The sequence below is a fragment of the Streptomyces sp. NBC_01237 genome (assembly GCF_035917275.1).
Classification (GTDB): Bacteria; Actinomycetota; Actinomycetes; order Streptomycetales; family Streptomycetaceae; genus Streptomyces.
Genome location: NZ_CP108508.1, coordinates 363150 through 380111 on the forward strand (window position 1 = coordinate 363150; position 16962 = coordinate 380111).

16 protein-coding genes are annotated in these 16962 nt (G+C 67.7%); 12 read left to right on the top strand and 4 right to left on the bottom strand.

The annotated features are described in order from the left end of the window. Positions 1-227: 227 nt before the first annotated feature. The 4 genes from OG251_RS01735 (at position 228) to OG251_RS01750 (ending at position 4233) form a co-directional block, all read left to right on the top strand. On the top strand, positions 228-1190 hold the full coding sequence (locus OG251_RS01735; protein WP_326675205.1) for a 3-oxoacyl-ACP synthase III family protein: 963 nt from the start codon (positions 228-230) through the stop codon (positions 1188-1190). Beyond that, entirely contained in the window at positions 1183-1443 is a 261-nt protein-coding gene (locus OG251_RS01740; RefSeq protein WP_073722688.1) for an acyl carrier protein, read from the top strand. The genes OG251_RS01735 and OG251_RS01740 overlap by 8 nt, the downstream gene beginning before the upstream one ends. Next, complete coding sequence (locus OG251_RS01745) at positions 1433-2995, top strand: amino acid adenylation domain-containing protein (RefSeq protein ID WP_326675208.1); 1563 nt, start codon at positions 1433-1435, stop codon at positions 2993-2995. Before OG251_RS01740 ends, OG251_RS01745 begins: the two co-directional genes overlap by 11 nt. A gap of 92 nt (positions 2996-3087) precedes the next feature. Continuing rightward, positions 3088-4233, top strand: a complete 1146-nt coding sequence (locus OG251_RS01750) for an acyl-CoA dehydrogenase family protein (RefSeq protein ID WP_326675209.1) — start codon at positions 3088-3090, stop codon at positions 4231-4233. A gap of 387 nt (positions 4234-4620) precedes the next feature. On the opposite strand, the gene OG251_RS01755 is transcribed toward OG251_RS01750, so the two are convergent. Further along, positions 4621-6063 (bottom strand): pyridoxal phosphate-dependent aminotransferase, encoded by a 1443-nt coding sequence (locus tag OG251_RS01755; protein WP_326675211.1) that lies wholly within the window; start codon positions 6061-6063, stop codon positions 4621-4623. A gap of 506 nt (positions 6064-6569) precedes the next feature. Next, positions 6570-7076 carry a MarR family transcriptional regulator gene (locus OG251_RS01760; protein ID WP_326675212.1) on the bottom strand — a complete coding sequence of 169 codons (507 nt, stop codon included), beginning with the start codon at positions 7074-7076 and terminating at the stop codon, positions 6570-6572. A 90-nt stretch (positions 7077-7166) separates the two neighbouring features. On the opposite strand from OG251_RS01760, the gene OG251_RS01765 reads away from it, so the two are divergent. The 7 genes from OG251_RS01765 (at position 7167) to OG251_RS01795 (ending at position 13639) form a co-directional block, all read left to right on the top strand. After that, positions 7167-8015, top strand: coding sequence for an alpha/beta fold hydrolase (locus OG251_RS01765; RefSeq protein WP_326675213.1), 849 nt, complete (start codon positions 7167-7169; stop codon positions 8013-8015). A gap of 46 nt (positions 8016-8061) precedes the next feature. Then, the gene (locus OG251_RS01770) at positions 8062-8241 is read left to right on the top strand and encodes a hypothetical protein (RefSeq protein WP_326675214.1); all 180 of its coding nucleotides are present in this window, start codon (positions 8062-8064) and stop codon (positions 8239-8241) included. A 185-nt stretch (positions 8242-8426) separates the two neighbouring features. After that, positions 8427-9020 (top strand): matrixin family metalloprotease, encoded by a 594-nt coding sequence (locus OG251_RS01775; protein ID WP_326675215.1) that lies wholly within the window; start codon positions 8427-8429, stop codon positions 9018-9020. Then, positions 8986-9618 carry a hypothetical protein gene (locus OG251_RS01780; RefSeq protein WP_326675216.1) on the top strand — a complete coding sequence of 211 codons (633 nt, stop codon included), beginning with the start codon at positions 8986-8988 and terminating at the stop codon, positions 9616-9618. Before OG251_RS01775 ends, OG251_RS01780 begins: the two co-directional genes overlap by 35 nt. Positions 9619-10327: 709 nt before the next feature. Then, positions 10328-12685 carry a glycosyl hydrolase family 18 protein gene (locus OG251_RS01785; RefSeq protein ID WP_326675217.1) on the top strand — a complete coding sequence of 786 codons (2358 nt, stop codon included), beginning with the start codon at positions 10328-10330 and terminating at the stop codon, positions 12683-12685. 190 nt (positions 12686-12875) lie between these two features. Beyond that, positions 12876-13190, top strand: a complete 315-nt coding sequence (locus tag OG251_RS01790; RefSeq protein WP_326675219.1) for a hypothetical protein — start codon at positions 12876-12878, stop codon at positions 13188-13190. Further along, positions 13187-13639 (top strand): tail fiber domain-containing protein, encoded by a 453-nt coding sequence (locus OG251_RS01795; RefSeq protein WP_326675221.1) that lies wholly within the window; start codon positions 13187-13189, stop codon positions 13637-13639. Before OG251_RS01790 ends, OG251_RS01795 begins: the two co-directional genes overlap by 4 nt. A 39-nt stretch (positions 13640-13678) precedes the next feature. Here OG251_RS01795 and OG251_RS01800 read toward each other — a convergent pair whose 3' ends face one another. Beyond that, a complete protein-coding gene (locus OG251_RS01800; protein WP_326675222.1) occupies positions 13679-14491 on the bottom strand; it encodes a phytanoyl-CoA dioxygenase family protein in 813 nt (270 codons plus the stop codon). Positions 14492-14826: 335 nt separating this feature from the next. On the opposite strand from OG251_RS01800, the gene OG251_RS01805 reads away from it, so the two are divergent. Then, positions 14827-15132 carry a hypothetical protein gene (locus OG251_RS01805; RefSeq protein ID WP_326675224.1) on the top strand — a complete coding sequence of 102 codons (306 nt, stop codon included), beginning with the start codon at positions 14827-14829 and terminating at the stop codon, positions 15130-15132. Positions 15133-15564: 432 nt separating this feature from the next. On the opposite strand, the gene OG251_RS01810 is transcribed toward OG251_RS01805, so the two are convergent. Continuing rightward, positions 15565-16917, bottom strand: coding sequence for an erythromycin esterase family protein (locus OG251_RS01810; protein WP_326675225.1), 1353 nt, complete (start codon positions 16915-16917; stop codon positions 15565-15567). Positions 16918-16962: the final 45 nt, after the last annotated feature.

Here is a 16962-nt window from a genome sequence, read left to right on the forward strand (position 1 = left end):
AAAACAGACTTCCTATCGCCCCGGTCGGGACGATGTGGCTGTTAGTGTGAGTCCGCCAAATACCCAGGAGGGTGGTTATGCGTTCCGTTGGAATACAGGCCCTATCCGTTCACCTGCCGGACACAGTGCGCACCAATAAGTGGTGGGGTGCGGATTCCGCTTCCGTGGAAAACCCGCAGCCCGCACAGCCGTCAGGACCGAAGCCGCGAAACTTATTCGATGCCGCAATGCAGCCGTACATCGACGATCCATTCTTCGGGAGCGTCGAGCGCCGAATAGCCGCTCCCGGTGAGGGATCGGTATCGCTGGGCATTAAAGCTGCCCGCAGCGTGCTGGAGACCGCGAATATCGGGGCCGACGAAGTGGACGGCCTGATCTCGGTGTCCATGTTCCCCGACCGGGTCGGCGCGGGAGACGCCGGCTACCTCGCCCAGGCCCTGGGCACGGCCGGTGGCGCGTTCAGTCTGGAGGCGACCTGCTCCGGTTCCATGTCCGCGCTGCTGACCGCCAGTTCGCTGGTGCAGTCGGGGCTCAAGGAACGGGTTCTGGTGGTCGTCGCGTCCATGCTCTCGCGGGCCATCGACGCGGACGACGTCACAGCGCGACTCTGCGGAGACGCCGCGGCGGCCTTCCTGGTCGGCCCGGTGGACGACGGCTACGGGCTGCTGGGTTCCAAGACCCTTCAGACGGGCGAGACGTGCGGCACCTGGCTGCTGGACACCGTCGACGAGCCCGAGGGAACCACTGCCGGAGGACGCCGCATCCGTCTGCGGGTCGACCCGACCATCACGCACGTCCTGCGCGCCACCGCGAAGCCGTACCTGCTGGGAACGGTCGAGGGCGCGCTCGAAGCGGCACAGCTGAAGATCGACGAGATCGACGTGGTGGTACCGAACACCCCCACCGCCTGGCACGCACGGTTCAGCGCGGACGCTCTGGGGTTGGACCCGGACCGCGTGGTCAACACCTTCCCCAGCGTGGCCAATATCGGGCCTGCCCTGATGCCGGTGAACACCCACCTCGCCGCGGTCGAAGGCCGCATCAAGCCGGGCGACCGCGTGCTGCTCTACACCTTCGGAGGCCAGGCGGAGGCGGGAGCCGCCGTCTTCCGCTGGCCCTCGGTACTCCTCGGCCCGGCACCGGCCGGGGCGACGACCACTCTCAACTCCATCGGAGGCAACCATGGCTGAGGTACGCGACCAGATCCGTTCCTTCATCATCAAGGAGATCCTCAAGGGCGGCAGCGAGGACGACCTGGCCGACGACTTGAACCTCCGCGAGTCGGGAGTCCTGAACTCGCTCGCCACTATGCAACTGGTGACGTTCATAGAGGACGAATTCGGCATAGACGTCGCACTCCACGACCCCCGACTGCACTTCACGACCGTCACCCACCTGACGCAGTACGTGAAGGATCGGCAGGCGCAGCCTGATGAGCGGTAGACCCGTACAGGAGTTGGACGAGGCCGACCTCGCGGAGTACCTCGATGCCGCCGCGCGTTCGCCGCTCAGCCGCGCCGTCGTCGGACCGGACGGGCAGTCACAGACGTACGGCGAGCTCTCCGCACAGGCTGACCGAGTGGCGAGCGTCCTGCACGAGCGGGGCGTCGGCCGAGGGGACAGAGTCGGGCTCCTGATGCCCAAGAGCGTGCAGTCCGTGGCCCTGATCTTCGGCATACTCAGGCTCGGAGCGGCCTATGTGCCGGTCGATGCGTACGGATCCCCGCAGCGCGCCGCGACCATCTTCGAGGACTGCCAGGCGCGAATCATCCTGGCCGACGAACGGTCCGCGGGGCGGCTGGAGGAGGCTGCTCCCCCACTCGCCGCGCGCACGCTGATCACCGGCGACCACTGGCCGGACGCGAACGCTTCGGGGAAGCCCAGCTATCCGCGCGCGGAGAAGGACCCCGACCGTCTGGCGGCGCTTCTCTACACGTCGGGGTCTACCGGGACGCCAAAAGGCGTGATGATCACCCACCGGAACGCCGTGTCCTTCGTCGAGTGGGCGTCGGCCACGTTCGGGATCACGGAGACCGATGAGGTCGCCAGCCATGCGCCCTTCCACTTCGATCTCTCGGTCTTCGATCTCTTCGTGACCGTCAAGCACACCGCGTGTATCCACCTGATCGACACGGATCTGGCGGCCAGCCCCCGGCACCTTCCCGAGTTCATCGCGAAGTCCGGTATCACCGTCTGGTATTCGGCCCCCGCGATCCTGGGAATGATCGCCGAGTCGCCCCGAGCGGAGAGATTCCCGCAGAACAGGCTCAGGCTCGTCCTGTTCGCCGGCGAGGTCTTCCCGATCGACAAGCTGCGGCGTCTGCTCCACCTCTGGCCCACACCTCAGTACTACAACCTCTACGGCCCGACCGAGACGAACGTGTGCACCTATTACCGGGTTCCCGAACAGATCCCGGCCTCCCGCACGGCCCCCCTGACCATCGGCCACGCCTGCTCCCACTGCGACATCATCATCGTGGACGAACAGCTGGAGCCCGTCCCCCCGGGAGAATCGGGGTTCCTGAGCGTCGCCGGCCCCTCGGTCTACCCGTCCTACTGGAACCTGCCCGCACGTACCGCGGAACGCACATTCCGGTTCGGGGGGCGCCGCTGGTACAACACCGGCGACATCGTCCGGGCGACGCCGGACGGCTACGCCTTCCTCGGGCGTGCGGACCGCATGGTCAAACGCCACGGCCACCGTATCGAGCTGGACGAGATCGAGCACAGCCTCCGGCACAACGACGTGCTCGCCGACGCGGCGGTCGTCAGCACCGGAGTGCCCGGCGAGGTCACCATCACCGCGTTCGTCGTGGCCTCCGGCGTCGAGCCCACCAGTGTCGAGCTGCGCCAGTACTGCCACAGTCGGCTCGCCCGCTACATGGTGCCCGACGACTTCCAGTTCCTGGACGAGCTCCCCCGTACGTCGACCGGCAAGACCGACTACCAGGAGCTGAGCAGTCGCTGCGAGGTCGCCGAAGCGGTGCGCGGATGACCGCGGGAAGGACGACGGCCGCAGGAAAGACCTCGACCACCAGCCCTCACGAACGAGCAGGAGGACACAGTTCAGTGAACGCAGGGGTGGCTATGTGGAGTGGGTGGGACGACCACCGCTCAGCTCTCTACCAAGGCGCGGATCGATTCGCCCGTGAGGTCCTGAGCTCCGACACCGCCGAACGCGATGCGCGTGGGGAGTTCGACCGGGCCGGCTGGAAACAGTGCGCGGAATTCGGACTTCTGAAGATGCCCGTTCCCGTGGACCACGGCGGCACGGGTGCGCCGCTGGGCGACCTCCTCGCGGTCATGGAAGGGCTGGGACACGGGACGGAGGACCAGGGGCTCCTTTTCGCACTCAACGCCCACCTGTGGACCGTCGTCCTGCCGCTGTCCGTCCACGGAACACCGGCCCAACGAGCCCAGTACCTGCCGATGCTGATGCAGGGATCGGCCATCGGAGCGAACGCGTCGACCGAGGACGAGGCCGGGTCGGACGTGTACGCCATGCACACCCGGGCGACACAGGACGGCGACAGCTACGTCCTGAACGGGACGAAGAGCTACATCACCAACGCGCCCGTGGCCGACCTCTTCGTCGTGTACGCGACGGTGGACCCGGCGCTGGGCGCTCTGGGAGTGACCGCCTTCCTGGTCGACGCTCGGACACCGGGACTCCATCAAAGCCCCCCGGTGGAAAAGATGGGAATGCGCACGGCTCTCATGGGACGCATCACGCTGAAGGACTGTCGCGTCCCCGCGGACGCAGTTCTCGGCAGGCCGGGACGCGGTGTCAGCATCTTCGACGGCGCGATGGAGTACGAACGCGGCTGCATACTCGCCACCTCCCTGGGGGCCATGCAGCGTGAACTGGAACAGTCCATCGAGCACGCCCGTACCAGAAGGCAGTTCGGGCGTCCGATCGGAAAGAACCAGGCGGTCTCCCACCGCATCGCGGACATGAAAGTCACGCTGGACGCCGCCCGCGAACTCATCCATCGCGTCGGTGCGCTCAAAGATGCCGGAAAGAGCATCGCAATCGCTTCGGCCGCCGCGAAACTGTTCGTATCCGAGGCCTATCTCAAATTCTCCGTCGATGCTCTGCGAATTCAAGGAGGCCGAGGCTACCTCACCGGAGCCGAATCCGAACGACACCTGCGGAACTCGGTCGCCTCCGTGCTCTATTCAGGAACGTCCGACATTCAGCGCAACCTCATCGCCACTCATCTCGGCCTCTGACCGGGACACCACCGAATCCCGGCGAGGTACGCACCGCCTCGCAGAAGAGAACCGCGCGGCGTCCATCGGTCTCCCCCGCAGCCGGCACCGGGCCGATGTGACTGCTTTCCCATCAACCGGAACGCTGTAAAGCTCCGTGACGAGGCAGCGGGATTCCTCCGCCCTCGGTCACCACGATCGGCCTGGACGGTCCGATGCCCAGCACCATCGATCCGATGGTGCTGGGCGGTGCCGTCCGTCACCGATCGGGTGCCCGGGGGCGGTTCGGCGCCCATGGAGACGATGCGGCATCCATGACCGGCGGGGTGGGTCTCCACGACCCGTGTCTCCTCCCACGATGAGCAGGCAGACGTGGACGCCGAGAAAACGGGTCGTTCGCGTGAACGGCTACGCCTGGGGCTTCAGCAGGGCCAGTGCCTTGCTCACCCTGTCGATGGCTTCGCAGACCTCATCGGGCTGACGGGCGCTGAAGCAGAGGCGGAAGAAACCGGGCTCGGAGCTGTGCATCACACCGCCGGGAAGCAGCGACACCTCGGTGGGCGCGGTGCGGAGGTAGTCGAAGAGGCACTGCTCCCTCGGGTCCAGGTCGTCTGCAGTGAGCGGGAAGGGCGTGGCGTCGCCCTGGTTGGGCGGCACGCACAGGTCGAGATAGTCCCGGAGGTCGAGCCAGAAGAACTGCGCCGCGTTGTCGCCGTCCTGGTGGATGTACTTGATGCGGTGGTGCTCCAGACGGGCCTTGACCTTGTCGAAGCTGGCGCTGAGGAGGTCACGGTAGGTCCGCATGGCGTACGTCGTGTACAGCTCGGATCCCGGGCCGTTGACGGAGGCGGTGAGGACGGCGCCGACCACGTAGTGCTTGAGCGAGTCGACGGGCGTGAACCAGGACATCGGGTGCCGTTTCTCCGCCCCGGTGTCCGTGCTGCCCAGCATGGCGTCCTGGACCACGGCGTTCTGGGAGACGATGAATCCGGTGCGGAAGCCGGAGAGCCCGAAGTCCTTGGCGAAGCCCCAGACGACGTGGATGCGACTGGGGTGCTCGGCGTAGGCGTCCAGGGCCACGGCGCTGGTGAACGGCGTCGTGATGCCGGCGAGTTGGGAATGGCAGTAGATCTCGTCCGAGATGATGTGCAGGTTGGGGTCGCCGAGCGCCCAGGCGTAGATCTCTTCCAGCAGCTTCTTGGAGTAGTTGACACCCAGCGGGTTGTGCGGGTTGGTGAGGACGAGCAGCCTCGGCGCCCTGCCGGTCCGCCTCTTGTGCTCCTCGTACTGTTCCTTGATGAGGTCGAGGGTGAGCTGGAAGGCGTGAGGGCCCTCGGTGGGAAGGTGCACCGGGACGCAGGTCAGCTTGGGACGCTGCTCGAACGACCAGTTGAAGCCCTGCCAGTACGGCGCCGGAATCAGCACCGCGTCGCCGTCCACCAGTGGCGGCGGACCGCTGGGCTCACTGTTCTTGAGCGCGAACGCCAGGCACTCCAGCGCGGAGGCGACGCCCGCCGTGCCGAAGACATGATCCGCCGGTACGCGGCGGCCGAACGCCTCAGTCAGCAGGTCGGCCACCTGCTGACGCAGTTCCGGGGTGCCGTACGGGGAGAAGTAGTGGATGTACTTCTCGGGCAGCAGGCTCGTGTTGGCGAACACCATCTTCTGCATCGAGTCGTCGTAGACGAGGACGTTCTCCGCCACGGACAGGTCGATCGCGGTGTCGGGGGCCACATGGCGGTGGTAGAAGGCGAGCGCCTGCTCCAGGTCGGGCATGCGCGCCAGAAGGGCGGCGGCTTCCGCGGGTGAGGTGCTCGGGCTCTGGCCGGTGGAAACGGGATTGGTCGTCACGGTGCTGAGGTTCCCTGTCCTGGTAACGGTCCGACGGGCCGTGCGACGAACCTCTCATTGGGTCGCGCACGCATGGGGCAAGCGGACCACGCGCCCGGACGGCTGCCGATGCTCGGCAGCGGTCCGGAAACAAGGCGGGGCAGGCGTCCAGCGGCTTGACCAGCGGGTCCACGGCGACTGAGGCACACAGCCGCTACACCCGAACGAGTGCTGCTGGACGCCGGCATCGCCTCAGCAGCCTGGAAGCAGGGGAATGCTGTCTGTCGCCGGCCGACGCATTGTTGTCGACCGACGTGTGTCGCCGACCGCGAAGTGGCGGCCGCCGCTCGTCTGCCGACCGACGGGGGCCGCGGCCTCAGCTCTGAAGGTGCACATGCGGCCGCCGCCGAAGGAGAGCGCCGTGACGGGATCCGTCGCCCGATTCGATGAGCTCGCGGACTGCCTCGTCGTCGGTCCTTGCCCACGGTGCGGTCAAGAGGAACTTGAGATCTGTCCACACAAACAGATCATTGAGGCCCTCGCTTCTCCTTCGGCAGGGAACTTCGGGTGAGCAAGCTCGAAGGGTCCCGCTGTGCGGCAACGGCCTCGTGCACGTTCAGCAGAAAGCGCTGGACTGTTGCGAGCTCCGTGTCGGAGAAGGTCCGCGTCGCGGCGACGATCTCTGTGATCAGCGGTCCGAAGAACGACTGTCCGAGGGTGACTGCCCCTTCATCGACTTCGAGCAGCACACGGCGTCGGTCGCGGCCGTCCCGTGTGCGTCGCACATGGCCGAGTCTCTCAAGCCGGTCGACAAGGGCCGTGGTGCCCGCGGAGTTCAGGCCGAGCTGCTGCCCGAGCCGGCCGGGCGTCGCGAGCGTGTGCGTCCGAGCGGCGTCCAACAGACAGATCAGAGCGCGCAGATCGGTCGGGTGCAGGCTGTTGCGTTGTGCGAAATCGGCTCCGAGCAGATCCAGTTCGACGGTGATGGCGCGTAGTTGATGAACAACCTGCTGCCCGTTCACTTCTTCATCCATGCCGTTCCGCCCTTCCACGATCGATCCCGCACGCATAATATCTCGTTCGACGAGATACTCGGTCAGCGACCTACTTCTTCGAGGGCGTCCATGACAGCGGACCTGACTCGCTTTCTGGCGGCGCACGACGCCGTCCTGAACCAATGGCCCGTGCCCGTCGACCGGATGGACCTGACGTCGGTGTACGGCACGACGCGGGTCACCGCGTGCGGCCCCGTGGACGGGGAGCCGTTGGTGCTCCTGCACGGTGGCGGCGTCACCTCGGCAGTGTGGTACGCGAACGTGGCCGACCTGAGCCGCACCCGGCGCGTCTACGCCGTCGACCGGATCGGCGAGGCCGGCCGCAGCCTGCGCGGGGGCCGCCCCGTCCGGACCACAGACGACCTTCTCGACTGGCTGGACGGCGTACTCGACGGCTTGGGCGCGGGACGCGCCGACCTGTGCGGGCACTCCTACGGCGGATGGATCGCCCTCGCCTATGCTCTGCGCACACCGCGGCGAATCCGCAGGCTCACCCTCCTCGATCCCACCCAGTGCTTCGCCGGGTACAGGGCCGGGTACCTGCTACGCGCCCTTCCCATGCTCATCCGGCCCACCGCCCAACGGGCCCGCGCGTTCCTCGCCTGGGAGACCGATGGCGCGGAAGCCGACCCCGCGTGGCTGGACCTGTACGGGCTCGCCGCCGAATTCCCGCGTACGAAGGCCGTCGTGGGCAAACGCCCCAGGCCCCGGCAACTGCGGGGCTCGGCAGTCCCCACGCTGGTACTGCTGGCCCAGGACAGCAGGGCACATGACATTCGGCGCGTCGAGGCGGCGGCGCGGCTCCACCTGCCACACGTCCAGACCGCAGTACTCCCAGGTGTCTCGCACCACGGCATCCCGTTCACCCGGGCCACAGCACTCAACAGCATGGTCCTGGACTTCCTCGGCAAACCGTGAACCGGACGGGGAGACGAATCCGGACTGGATCCTCAACGCTCAGCCGATGGACACGTACAACAGCGAAACCGGTGTCGCCGTGGGACTGCGGAACGAAGGGTCGCCCCGAAACATCGCATCCACCCGCATCCGATACGCCCAGGGGGCTCGGGTCGTGCCCGCGGCGGACGCGATCGATCTCACCAACCCGAACGGGGTCTACCTCATCGCACTGCGGCACCCCTGACCGGAACGGTACATCCGCCCGCCCCGGACGTTCCCGCGTGCCACCTCGCGCACAACTGCCGTCCGGACAAGCCCCTTTGGCCGGAGGCGGCACACACCATCAGCGGCCTCGAACACTGTCAGTACAGGCTCTGTCGGTGTTCCATCGGTTGCCGTGCGGCGTGCGCATCGTCATAGTCTGGCCGAATGCCCTTCGCAATCATTTTCCAGCGATTACGGCTGTGGCCGATCGCTCTTCTGGCGGCGTCGTGCACCGGCATCGCCTCAATGTCACCTCACGTACACGCCGCAGCAGCTCCAACAAAATGCGTGAACGGAAAAAGGGACTCGAAGTCGTACTCGTCCGTCGATGACCGGGAGATCAGGTGGACCGAGGCTTCGAAGTACGACAAGGCGCGCACGTGGGCGCAGTCCCGCTGGTACACCTCGAACTATCGTCTGAACAAGGTGAAAGTCGCACCAGATGACGCCCTGACCAGCAACGACCTGCACTGGAAGGACAAGAAGAAGGCCGACGGCGCACTCGCGACATGGGAACGCCACGGCAATATGGGCGCGACGGACTACATTTATCTCAACAAGCAATATCTGGACGGCCGTGGAGACTGGGCCTCCGACTACTGGCGAAAGGCAGCAGCCGCACACGAGTTCGGTCACGCACTCGGTTTCTGCCACAAGGGCCAGGACATGAAATCACTCATGACTCCGAACATGAGTGAGGTGGCGAGCAATCAGCCAACCGATCATGACCGCAACGCCTACCACAGACTCTGGGGATGAGATGCGAATCAGTCGGGGAATCGCCGTGATGGCATCGGCCGCCGCCGTCATGACCGCAACGGGGTACGGCGCGTACCTCGGCCTGGCAGGCTCCGAAGGCTCTGCCAGGGCCGGCCGGTCGGAGTCACTGCGGGTCCCCGACCTTTCCAGGGACGAGTACGTGGCACACGCCGCTCAACTCCTCTTCCACGGCACGGTCATCAGCAGGACCGGCCAGCAGCTCACCGATGACAACGGCGACATGGAACAGCAATGGCTCGTCGAAGTCGAACGGTCGTTCAAAGGCAACGTCGGCGGAAAAATCGAAGTCAACACCAACGCCTTTCTGGAGTCCGGCAAGGAGCTTCCGGACCCGGGAGTTCCGGCAATGAGGGTCGGCGGCCAGTACGTCTTCGCGGGCGTATGGAACGACGCGGACGGCCGGCTCGAGGTCTACGGCGGCACGGCGGGCATCCACGCCTCAAGAGGACTGGAAAAGCCTGACCCGGGGCCGCGCCTTCGAGGCCCGCAGGAGGGCGACACAGTCGAACAGCGCTGGGCATACGCCGTGGCCCACGCCGGCCCGGCCCCGCACACCTCGTCCGATTCCGACACCTGACCTCGCTGCGAGATCCCATCCCGCGTCGCCCGTGCGAGCGGACCGGCGACGTCCCTGCCGCAGGGCGCCGCTCTGCGCACGCCCGCCCATGAGGCAGCCACGGCCGGTTACCCGGCCGCCGATGCCCGCGGTCCGAATGTTCCCGATGTTTCGGGCGAGGTCCCTCTCCGGTGCCGGCCCTCCGGCCCTACTCCTCGCGAAGATCTCCAAAGACGCGCGGCACCCACTGGTCGAGCTGGGCCCGAAGACCGCCGCCGACGTGACGCCGAACGCCGGCAGCGGTCCGGCGTCGTCACAGCCGTCGAGGTAGTCGACATCAGCCCGGCCGCCAGCCATCGCGCAACCCGCTCAGCGATTACCGCGGCTGCCCGGTCAAGGTCGATGACGTACTCCATGAGCGGATCGCCCCCACTCCGACGCACTGTTCCACCGAGGCCGGGCAGTCGGCCCCCACTCCCCCGCGTCGCCGGACTGGGGCCGCCACGCCACCACGACGCCCCCGGGACGTACGGGACGACCCGTCCATGGTATGGACCTATTGACGCATTGGTCCAGACCTTCTACGTTGTGGGGCGTCCTGACCGAAGGCGGTACCCGGCCTCCGGACCGGCTCCGCCTCGCACATCAGCCTGCCATCGTCCGGTCACCCGCAGGCGCACGCGCACGGTTCATCTCACCCCTGTACCACCCCACCACCGCAGGGAGAACCATGTTCCACAGGCGCAGACCACTTTTCGGAAAGAGAGCATTTCCCGGGAGGGCAGCGGCACATCCGCCCGGCTCCGGCGGCGCACGACGGCTGCGGCGACGTGTCGCGGTCCTCGGCACCACCCTGCTGCTGCCGCTCGCGGGGCTCACCGCCCTCGCGGCACCCGCCCACGCGGCCGGTACCCTCACCGCGTCCTTCACCACGCAGGACAACGGCTCCTGGTGGAAAGGGACGTACATCGTCCGCAACACCGGAACGGCCACGGTCAACGGCTGGACCCTGGAGTTCAACCTGCCGGCCGGGGTGACCCTGTCCGGCAACTACAACGGCGACGTGACCGTCTCCGGCCGCCACGTGACCGTCAAGAACGCCTTCTACAACGCCAACGTCCCGGCAGGCAGCACCACCGAACCGTACAGCTACTGGTTCACGGCGAACGGCACCCCCGGCACCCCGACCGGCTGCACGATCAACGGCGACAAGTGCGACGGCAGCCCCGACGTCCCGCCGACCGCCCCCGGAGCGCCGAAGGCCACCGCGGTCACCGCACGCACGGTCGCACTGAGCTGGGCCGCCGCCCGCGACGGCGACCACCCCGTGGCCGGCTACGAGGTGCTCAGCGGCTCGGAGACCGTCGCGACGGCTACCGGCACCTCCGCGACCGTCACCGGCCTGACGCCGGCAACGGACCACACCTTCACCGTGCGGGCCAAGGACATCCGGGGCAACGTCGGACCGGCCAGTGCCCCGCTGTCGGTCAGGACGGTGGACCCGGCGACCGACCCGACGCCGCCGACAGCTCCTGGCTCCCTCCGCTCCACCGGCAGGACCGCATCCACCGTCGGCCTGGCGTGGGACAGGTCCACCGACAACGTCGCCGTGGCCGCCTACGACGTCTACCGCGGCGGCACGCTGGTCAAGTCCGTCGGCGCGGACACCCTGACCGCCACCGTGGAGGGTCTCTCCCCGGCCACCCCGTACACCTTCACCGTCAAGGCCCGGGACACCGCCGACAACTCGTCGCCCGGCTCCAACGCCCTGACCGTCACCACCGACGACGTGGCCGGCGCGGGCAAACAGCTCAAGGTCGGCTACTACGCTCAGTGGGGCATCTACGGACGCCAGTACTTCGTGAAGAACCTCGACACCTCCGGTGCCGCGGCCAAGCTGGACGTCATCAACTACTCGTTCGAGAACATCGACCCGAAGAACCTCACCTGCCAGGCGGGGGTGACCAAGGGGGTCTCCGGCAACCCGCAGGACCCGGACGAGGGCACCGGCGCCGGTGACGCGGACGCGGACTACGCCCGTCCCATGTCCTCCGCCCAGTCCGTGGACGGCGTCGCGGACGACGGCTGGGGCAAACTGCGCGGCAACTTCAACCAGTTGAAGAAGCTGAAGGCGAAGTACCCCAAGCTGAAGGTCGTCGTGTCCCTCGGCGGGTGGACGTACTCGAAGTTCTTCTCGGACGCCGCCGCCACGCAACAGTCCCGGGAGAAGTTCGTCAAGTCCTGCATCGACGTATGGATCAAGGGTGACCTGCCCGTCTACAACGGCGCGGGCGGGCCGGGCACCGGAGCCGGCATCTTCGACGGCATCGACATCGACTGGGAGTGGCCGGGCTCCGAGGGCCACCCGGGCAACCACTACGGCCCGCAGGACAAGGGCAACCTGACCGCGCTGCTCGCGGAGTTCCGCAAGCAGCTCGACGCACTCGGCGGCGAGCACAAGCTGCTCACCGCGTTCACCCCGGCCGACCCGGCGAAGATCGAGGCCGGCTGGGACCTCAGCCGCATCTTCGAGTCCCTCGACTACGCCAACGTGCAGGGGTACGACTTCCACGGCGCGGGCAGCGACAACTCCTGGGAGCCGAACCGCGTAGGCCACGCGTCCAACCTCTACACGGACGGCCAGGACCCGTACACGTTCCACTTCAGCGTCGAGAACGCCATCAACGCCTACCTCGGCGCCGGGGTCAACCCCCGCAAGCTGACCGTGGGCTTCCCCTTCTACGGGCGCGGCTGGCAGGGCGTCGCCGACGGCGGCGTCAACGGTGAGTGGCAGAGCGCGAGCGGAGCCGCACCCGGCCAGTTCGACACCGAGGCCGGCGTCAGGGGCTACAACAACCTGATCACCAGCTTCCCGAACATGACCGTCCGCCACGACGAGCAGTCGGTGTCGACGTACGGCTACACCGGGCCCAACGGCCAGTGGTGGTCCTTCGACGACGCCTGGTCGATCGCCAAGAAGACCGCCTGGGTCAAGTCCAAGGGGCTGCTGGGCGGCTTCGTCTGGGAGATGTCCGGCGACACCGCGAACGGACAGCTGATGACCGCGTTGGACAACGGGCTCACATAGTGGAGTGACGCCGCACGGCCCGGGTTCCGCCGGGCCGTGCACCGGGCCCGGGCGTGGCCGGCGGACCCCGCCCGGGTCGTTCGCCGCTCACGGCCGGCCCACCGCCCCGGCTGTTCACTACGTGTCCTGCCGGGCGTCGGGCCGTTAGGAGGAACGGGCGTGATCGGCGTCCCCGGCGAAAGGATGCTTGATGCCCACGAAGCGCGTTGGCCACCGTCTGGTGGTGCTGTCGGCCACGGCCGCCGCATGCACCGGCGCCATGACTGCCCCGGCCGTGGCGAGCGAGAACATTCTCGCGGCCGGCAATGGCGCATACGGCAACACGATGATCAACATGCACAGGGAAGTCACGGCGGCCGGTGAGACAGCTCACGGCAGCGGGGTGGCCGGCAGTCTCGTCCAACTGCCGGTGAACCGACCCGAGAACGGCGGTGGCGGTGGCAGTCTCCTGTTCTCCGACCGTGAGTGGAAGACCGCGGTCACCGCGGTGGTCTGGGAGCGGTGAGCGGCTTGCGGTTGAGGGCGCTCCTGGCCAGGATCCGGACGCCGGTCGCGGTCAAGGAGCGCCGTCGGCAGGGTGTTTCCGCGGCCGGGTCGGCCTCCGGCGCGGTGTCGGGGGCGGTGTGCGGCAGCGAGCCGGTCAACGGCTACCGAGTACTCGAACAAGTGGTGCAACTGCCCGTCAGCACATGGAGGTATCACTGGGACCCGCCGCACGTACGGCATTTGGGCCCCATGGCACAGGACTGGTGGAAAGCCTTCAACGTGGGTGAGAACGACAGGACGATCTGCTGCACCGACGCCAACGGAGTGGCCCTCGTCGCGATCCAGGCCCTGCACCGGGAACTCACCGAACTCCGGAGCGAAGTCGCAGCCCTGCGGGCCCAGGCTCCCCAGCACCCCTCCCCCACACCGGCGGAACCCGATCCGCCTTCGCGTCCCCGGCAGTCCTGAGGCAGTTCGGGCCGCATGCCCCTGATGGACGGGGCATGCCTACCCGGCGCCGCAGTCGGCGCCGTCCCCGTCCGGACCGGGCGTGTCCTGCCCCAGGCCCCGGCGGATCGCGATCTCCACGGGTGAGTACGCGCCGTCGGTCCGCTCCAGTGCGTACGGCGCCGACGGCATCAGTGGCGGCTGGGCCATGAAGCGCGGTCGCACGCCGTGGTGCGGTTGCGCCGCGTGCACCAGGAACGGATGGCACAGGAAGACGTCGCCCGGGGAGCCGGTGGCGAGGGCGAGCGGCCGGTGGTCGGACGCCGCCACCAGATCGGGCGCAAGGGTCAGCCCGCTCGCCCCGTCCTCCCCGTACTTCTCCAGCACCTTCGGTACGTCGAGGTGTGAGCCGACCCGGATCCGCGTCGGGGCGTCGTCCTCACCGACCTCGCTGAACAGGAACAGCATCAGCAGCGCCCGGCCCCGGGAGCGCAGATTCGTGAAGTACCAGCTCTCGCCCTCCGGCAGATAGCTCCCCTCGATGTGCCAGCCCGCGTCGTCAGGCTCCTCCTCGTGCGGGAAGCGCAGCGGAAACGTGCCCAGCGAGTAGCGCGGCTCCCAGCACCCCGCGCCGACGAGCAGATCGTACGCGCGTTGCAGGAAAGGGGAGTTGGGTGCGGCGGCGAACGGTCCCTGCGCCATGCCGGCCACCCAGTGCACGGGCTGCGCCCACGTCGCCGGATCGTCCGGGTCGCAGCCTGTCTCCCGCCACAGCAGCCGCGCGCAGTCCGCGGCCACGCGCGGTGCGACGGCGCCCTCCAACTTCACGAAGCCGTCGCGGAGGAATCGGGATACCAAGGTCGTGTCGTCCATGCCCCCATCGTGCGGTGGCACCGGTCCTGGTCACCCGACCTTCTCCGCACCGCTTCTATCGGGCTCACCGGGCTCTTCTGCCCCTTCCTTCCGCTTCCCTCCTCCTTCCGAACCACTTGCTCCGCCTCCGCTGTCCACATTCGGTTAGGTTGTCCGAGTGATACAGCGACTTTCCCATGGGCACGGAGCCTTCGCATGCGCCGGCCGCCACGGGGAGAGGTCCGGGGAGGACGAGGAGCTCTCCCGGGCGATCGTCCAGGACCTGAGGCAGGCCGGTCCACGCCACGACCGGCTCGCCTCCGAGCAGCGCAGCACCTCACCAGGATCGGCATCGAATGGACGACATGAGCTCCCAGGGCGAGGAACACGAAGAACAGCTCGCGGCACCTGAGGTCAATGTCGAGCCTGACGGGCGTCTGACCGTTCCCGCGGAACACGTCACCGCGCTCCTGCGGTCCATCGCCCGCTCCTGGCAGGCCGGTGCCCACGACGGCGTCCCCGTGATGACCACAGAGAACGGACCGGGAATCAGCCTCGAACCCGTGACCGTCCGCTCCCTCGCCGATGTCCTCGACAACATCGCCAACCAACTCGACGTCCAGTACATCCACATCACCACCCACACCGCGCACACCGACTAGTCGCCGGGTGGAGGCCAACGTCAGCAGGAGCCTCGTCCTGGCCCTGCTCAATGTGGCGGCCAACGACGGCACGGGCCTGGCGAAGACCTGGACCGAGAGGGGGCACCCCACTCCCTGGGCCGACCTGGCGGGCTTCCGCACCGACGTGGCCGCCCTCGTCCCGAAGGTCACCTCCGCCTCGCTGGAGGAACTCAACTTCGGCGTCACCCTCACCGCCGTCCTCACCCATGCCACCCGGCGCGGTATCCAGTCCAGCCCCGTCATCGCCCTCCTCGGAAAGTCCTTCGCCGACCTCGAAGGATCCGTCCGCCATCTGTGCCCCGAACTGTCCATCACGGACGTCTTCGAGGAGAACCTGCGCACCATCATGTTCGGCCTCGCCCAGGAAACCCGTGAGGGCACCGGACCGTCCCGTGAACCCGGAGGTCGCCGTCACGGCTTCAGCTTGTCGGCCTCCCGGACTCTGTGCAGGTGGATGACGACGTCGAAGGACTTGGCGAGGGCGACGTCGCTCGGTTCTGCGGGGAACTGGGTGCCGAGGCTGAGCGTGGGCCTGGCCGTGTTCAGCCAGGCGCGTGCGCGGGCCGGGGCATGGCGGACGTCGAGGTAGAAGTTCCGGTGGCGGACCTGGTCGAGGGTGTGCTCGTTCCTGCCGGGGCCCGCGGCCCCCACCGTGAACTTCTTCCAGTCGCCGCCGAGGGCGGTGTCCTTCGACAGGAAGGAGCCCTCATTGAAGGTGAAGCCGATGGGGAGGTAGTTCCTGCCCATCGTGTCGCGCAGGAAGGATCCCTGTGTCTTGGGGTACATCGCGGGGTCACCGGCCCTGTAACCGACATGGTCGTTGTGTGCCGACAGCAGCACCTTGCTGCCGGTCTGCCGCTGCCACCAGGTGACGTTCTGGGCCATCACCTGATCGCGGAAACGCTGCGAGGCGGCCACCGAGTCCGGGTCGGTGACGTCGATCGTGAGGAACTCGGTGGTCTGGGCGATCGACCGGGCGTTCTGCTCGGCCCACACGAACGCCTCGTCGCCGGACCCCTTTTGGCTGCTGACCAGTTCGAGGGCCTGCTGGGCCCTGGCGGCGAGCTGCTGCCGTTCCGCCAGCGGCTTGCCCAGGTAGGCGAAGACGTCGTCGATCGGGCGCAGGCCGGCGTAGAGCTCGTTGAGCCGTGGCAGCGCCGCCGGGTGATTGCGCTGCACATAGCCGGTCACCCGGCCGAAGAACTCGTCGCTCAGTGTGGGAGCGCCGAGGTCATTGCCCATGAAATGGACAGGGCGGCCGGGGTGGCTGCGGTTGTGCTCCCGCATCCACTCAAGAAGGCTCACGAACTCCTCGCGCTCCCAGGGGGAGTTGCCCAGCGTCTCCTTGGCGATGCTGCGGGCGTCGCCCTTGCCGGTCTGGAGATAGTCGTCGATCCGGAGCCCTGCGGACCAGCTCATCTCCAGGGAGAAAGTGGTGAAACCCTTCTTCTCCACGAGGTAGCGGAAGACCCGCTCCTTCATGGTGAAGAACTCATGGGAGCCATGAGTGGCCTCGCCGAGGCCGACGACTTCGGCGTTGCCGATCATCGCGGCCAGGGCACGCAGGTCGGCCGTGTCTCCCCCGGGCTCCGTCGAGCGCAGCGGATGGGCCGCCCGCTCCAGCGCGCGGACCGCGCTCTGCTTCCCCTCAGCCCCGTCGGCCGGTGCGGCTTGGACCGCCACAGGAACGAGGACCGCTCCCGTCGCCACCACCGCGGTGGCCAGCAGTCCCCGTCGGCTGATGTACTTCCTGCGCCTGTCCATGGTGTTCTGCCCCTCAACTTGTGCCGTGCAACCTGAGAGAATCGT

Excerpts from the sequence above, each read along its gene's own strand:
- OG251_RS01735 (WP_326675205.1), top strand. The coding sequence starts at position 228 with ATGCAGCCGTACATCGACGATCCATTCTTCGGGAGCGTCGAGCGCCGA.
- OG251_RS01740 (WP_073722688.1), top strand. The coding sequence starts at position 1,183 with ATGGCTGAGGTACGCGACCAGATCCGTTCCTTCATCATCAAGGAGATC.
- OG251_RS01745 (WP_326675208.1), top strand. The coding sequence starts at position 1,433 with ATGAGCGGTAGACCCGTACAGGAGTTGGACGAGGCCGACCTCGCGGAG.
- OG251_RS01750 (WP_326675209.1), top strand. The coding sequence starts at position 3,088 with ATGTGGAGTGGGTGGGACGACCACCGCTCAGCTCTCTACCAAGGCGCG.
- OG251_RS01760 (WP_326675212.1), bottom strand. The coding sequence starts at position 7,076 with ATGGATGAAGAAGTGAACGGGCAGCAGGTTGTTCATCAACTACGCGCC.
- OG251_RS01765 (WP_326675213.1), top strand. The coding sequence starts at position 7,167 with ATGACAGCGGACCTGACTCGCTTTCTGGCGGCGCACGACGCCGTCCTG.
- OG251_RS01770 (WP_326675214.1), top strand. The coding sequence starts at position 8,062 with ATGGACACGTACAACAGCGAAACCGGTGTCGCCGTGGGACTGCGGAAC.
- OG251_RS01775 (WP_326675215.1), top strand. The coding sequence starts at position 8,427 with ATGCCCTTCGCAATCATTTTCCAGCGATTACGGCTGTGGCCGATCGCT.
- OG251_RS01780 (WP_326675216.1), top strand. The coding sequence starts at position 8,986 with ATGACCGCAACGCCTACCACAGACTCTGGGGATGAGATGCGAATCAGT.
- OG251_RS01785 (WP_326675217.1), top strand. The coding sequence starts at position 10,328 with ATGTTCCACAGGCGCAGACCACTTTTCGGAAAGAGAGCATTTCCCGGG.
- OG251_RS01790 (WP_326675219.1), top strand. The coding sequence starts at position 12,876 with ATGCCCACGAAGCGCGTTGGCCACCGTCTGGTGGTGCTGTCGGCCACG.
- OG251_RS01800 (WP_326675222.1), bottom strand. The coding sequence starts at position 14,491 with ATGGACGACACGACCTTGGTATCCCGATTCCTCCGCGACGGCTTCGTG.
- OG251_RS01805 (WP_326675224.1), top strand. The coding sequence starts at position 14,827 with ATGGACGACATGAGCTCCCAGGGCGAGGAACACGAAGAACAGCTCGCG.
- OG251_RS01810 (WP_326675225.1), bottom strand. The coding sequence starts at position 16,917 with ATGGACAGGCGCAGGAAGTACATCAGCCGACGGGGACTGCTGGCCACC.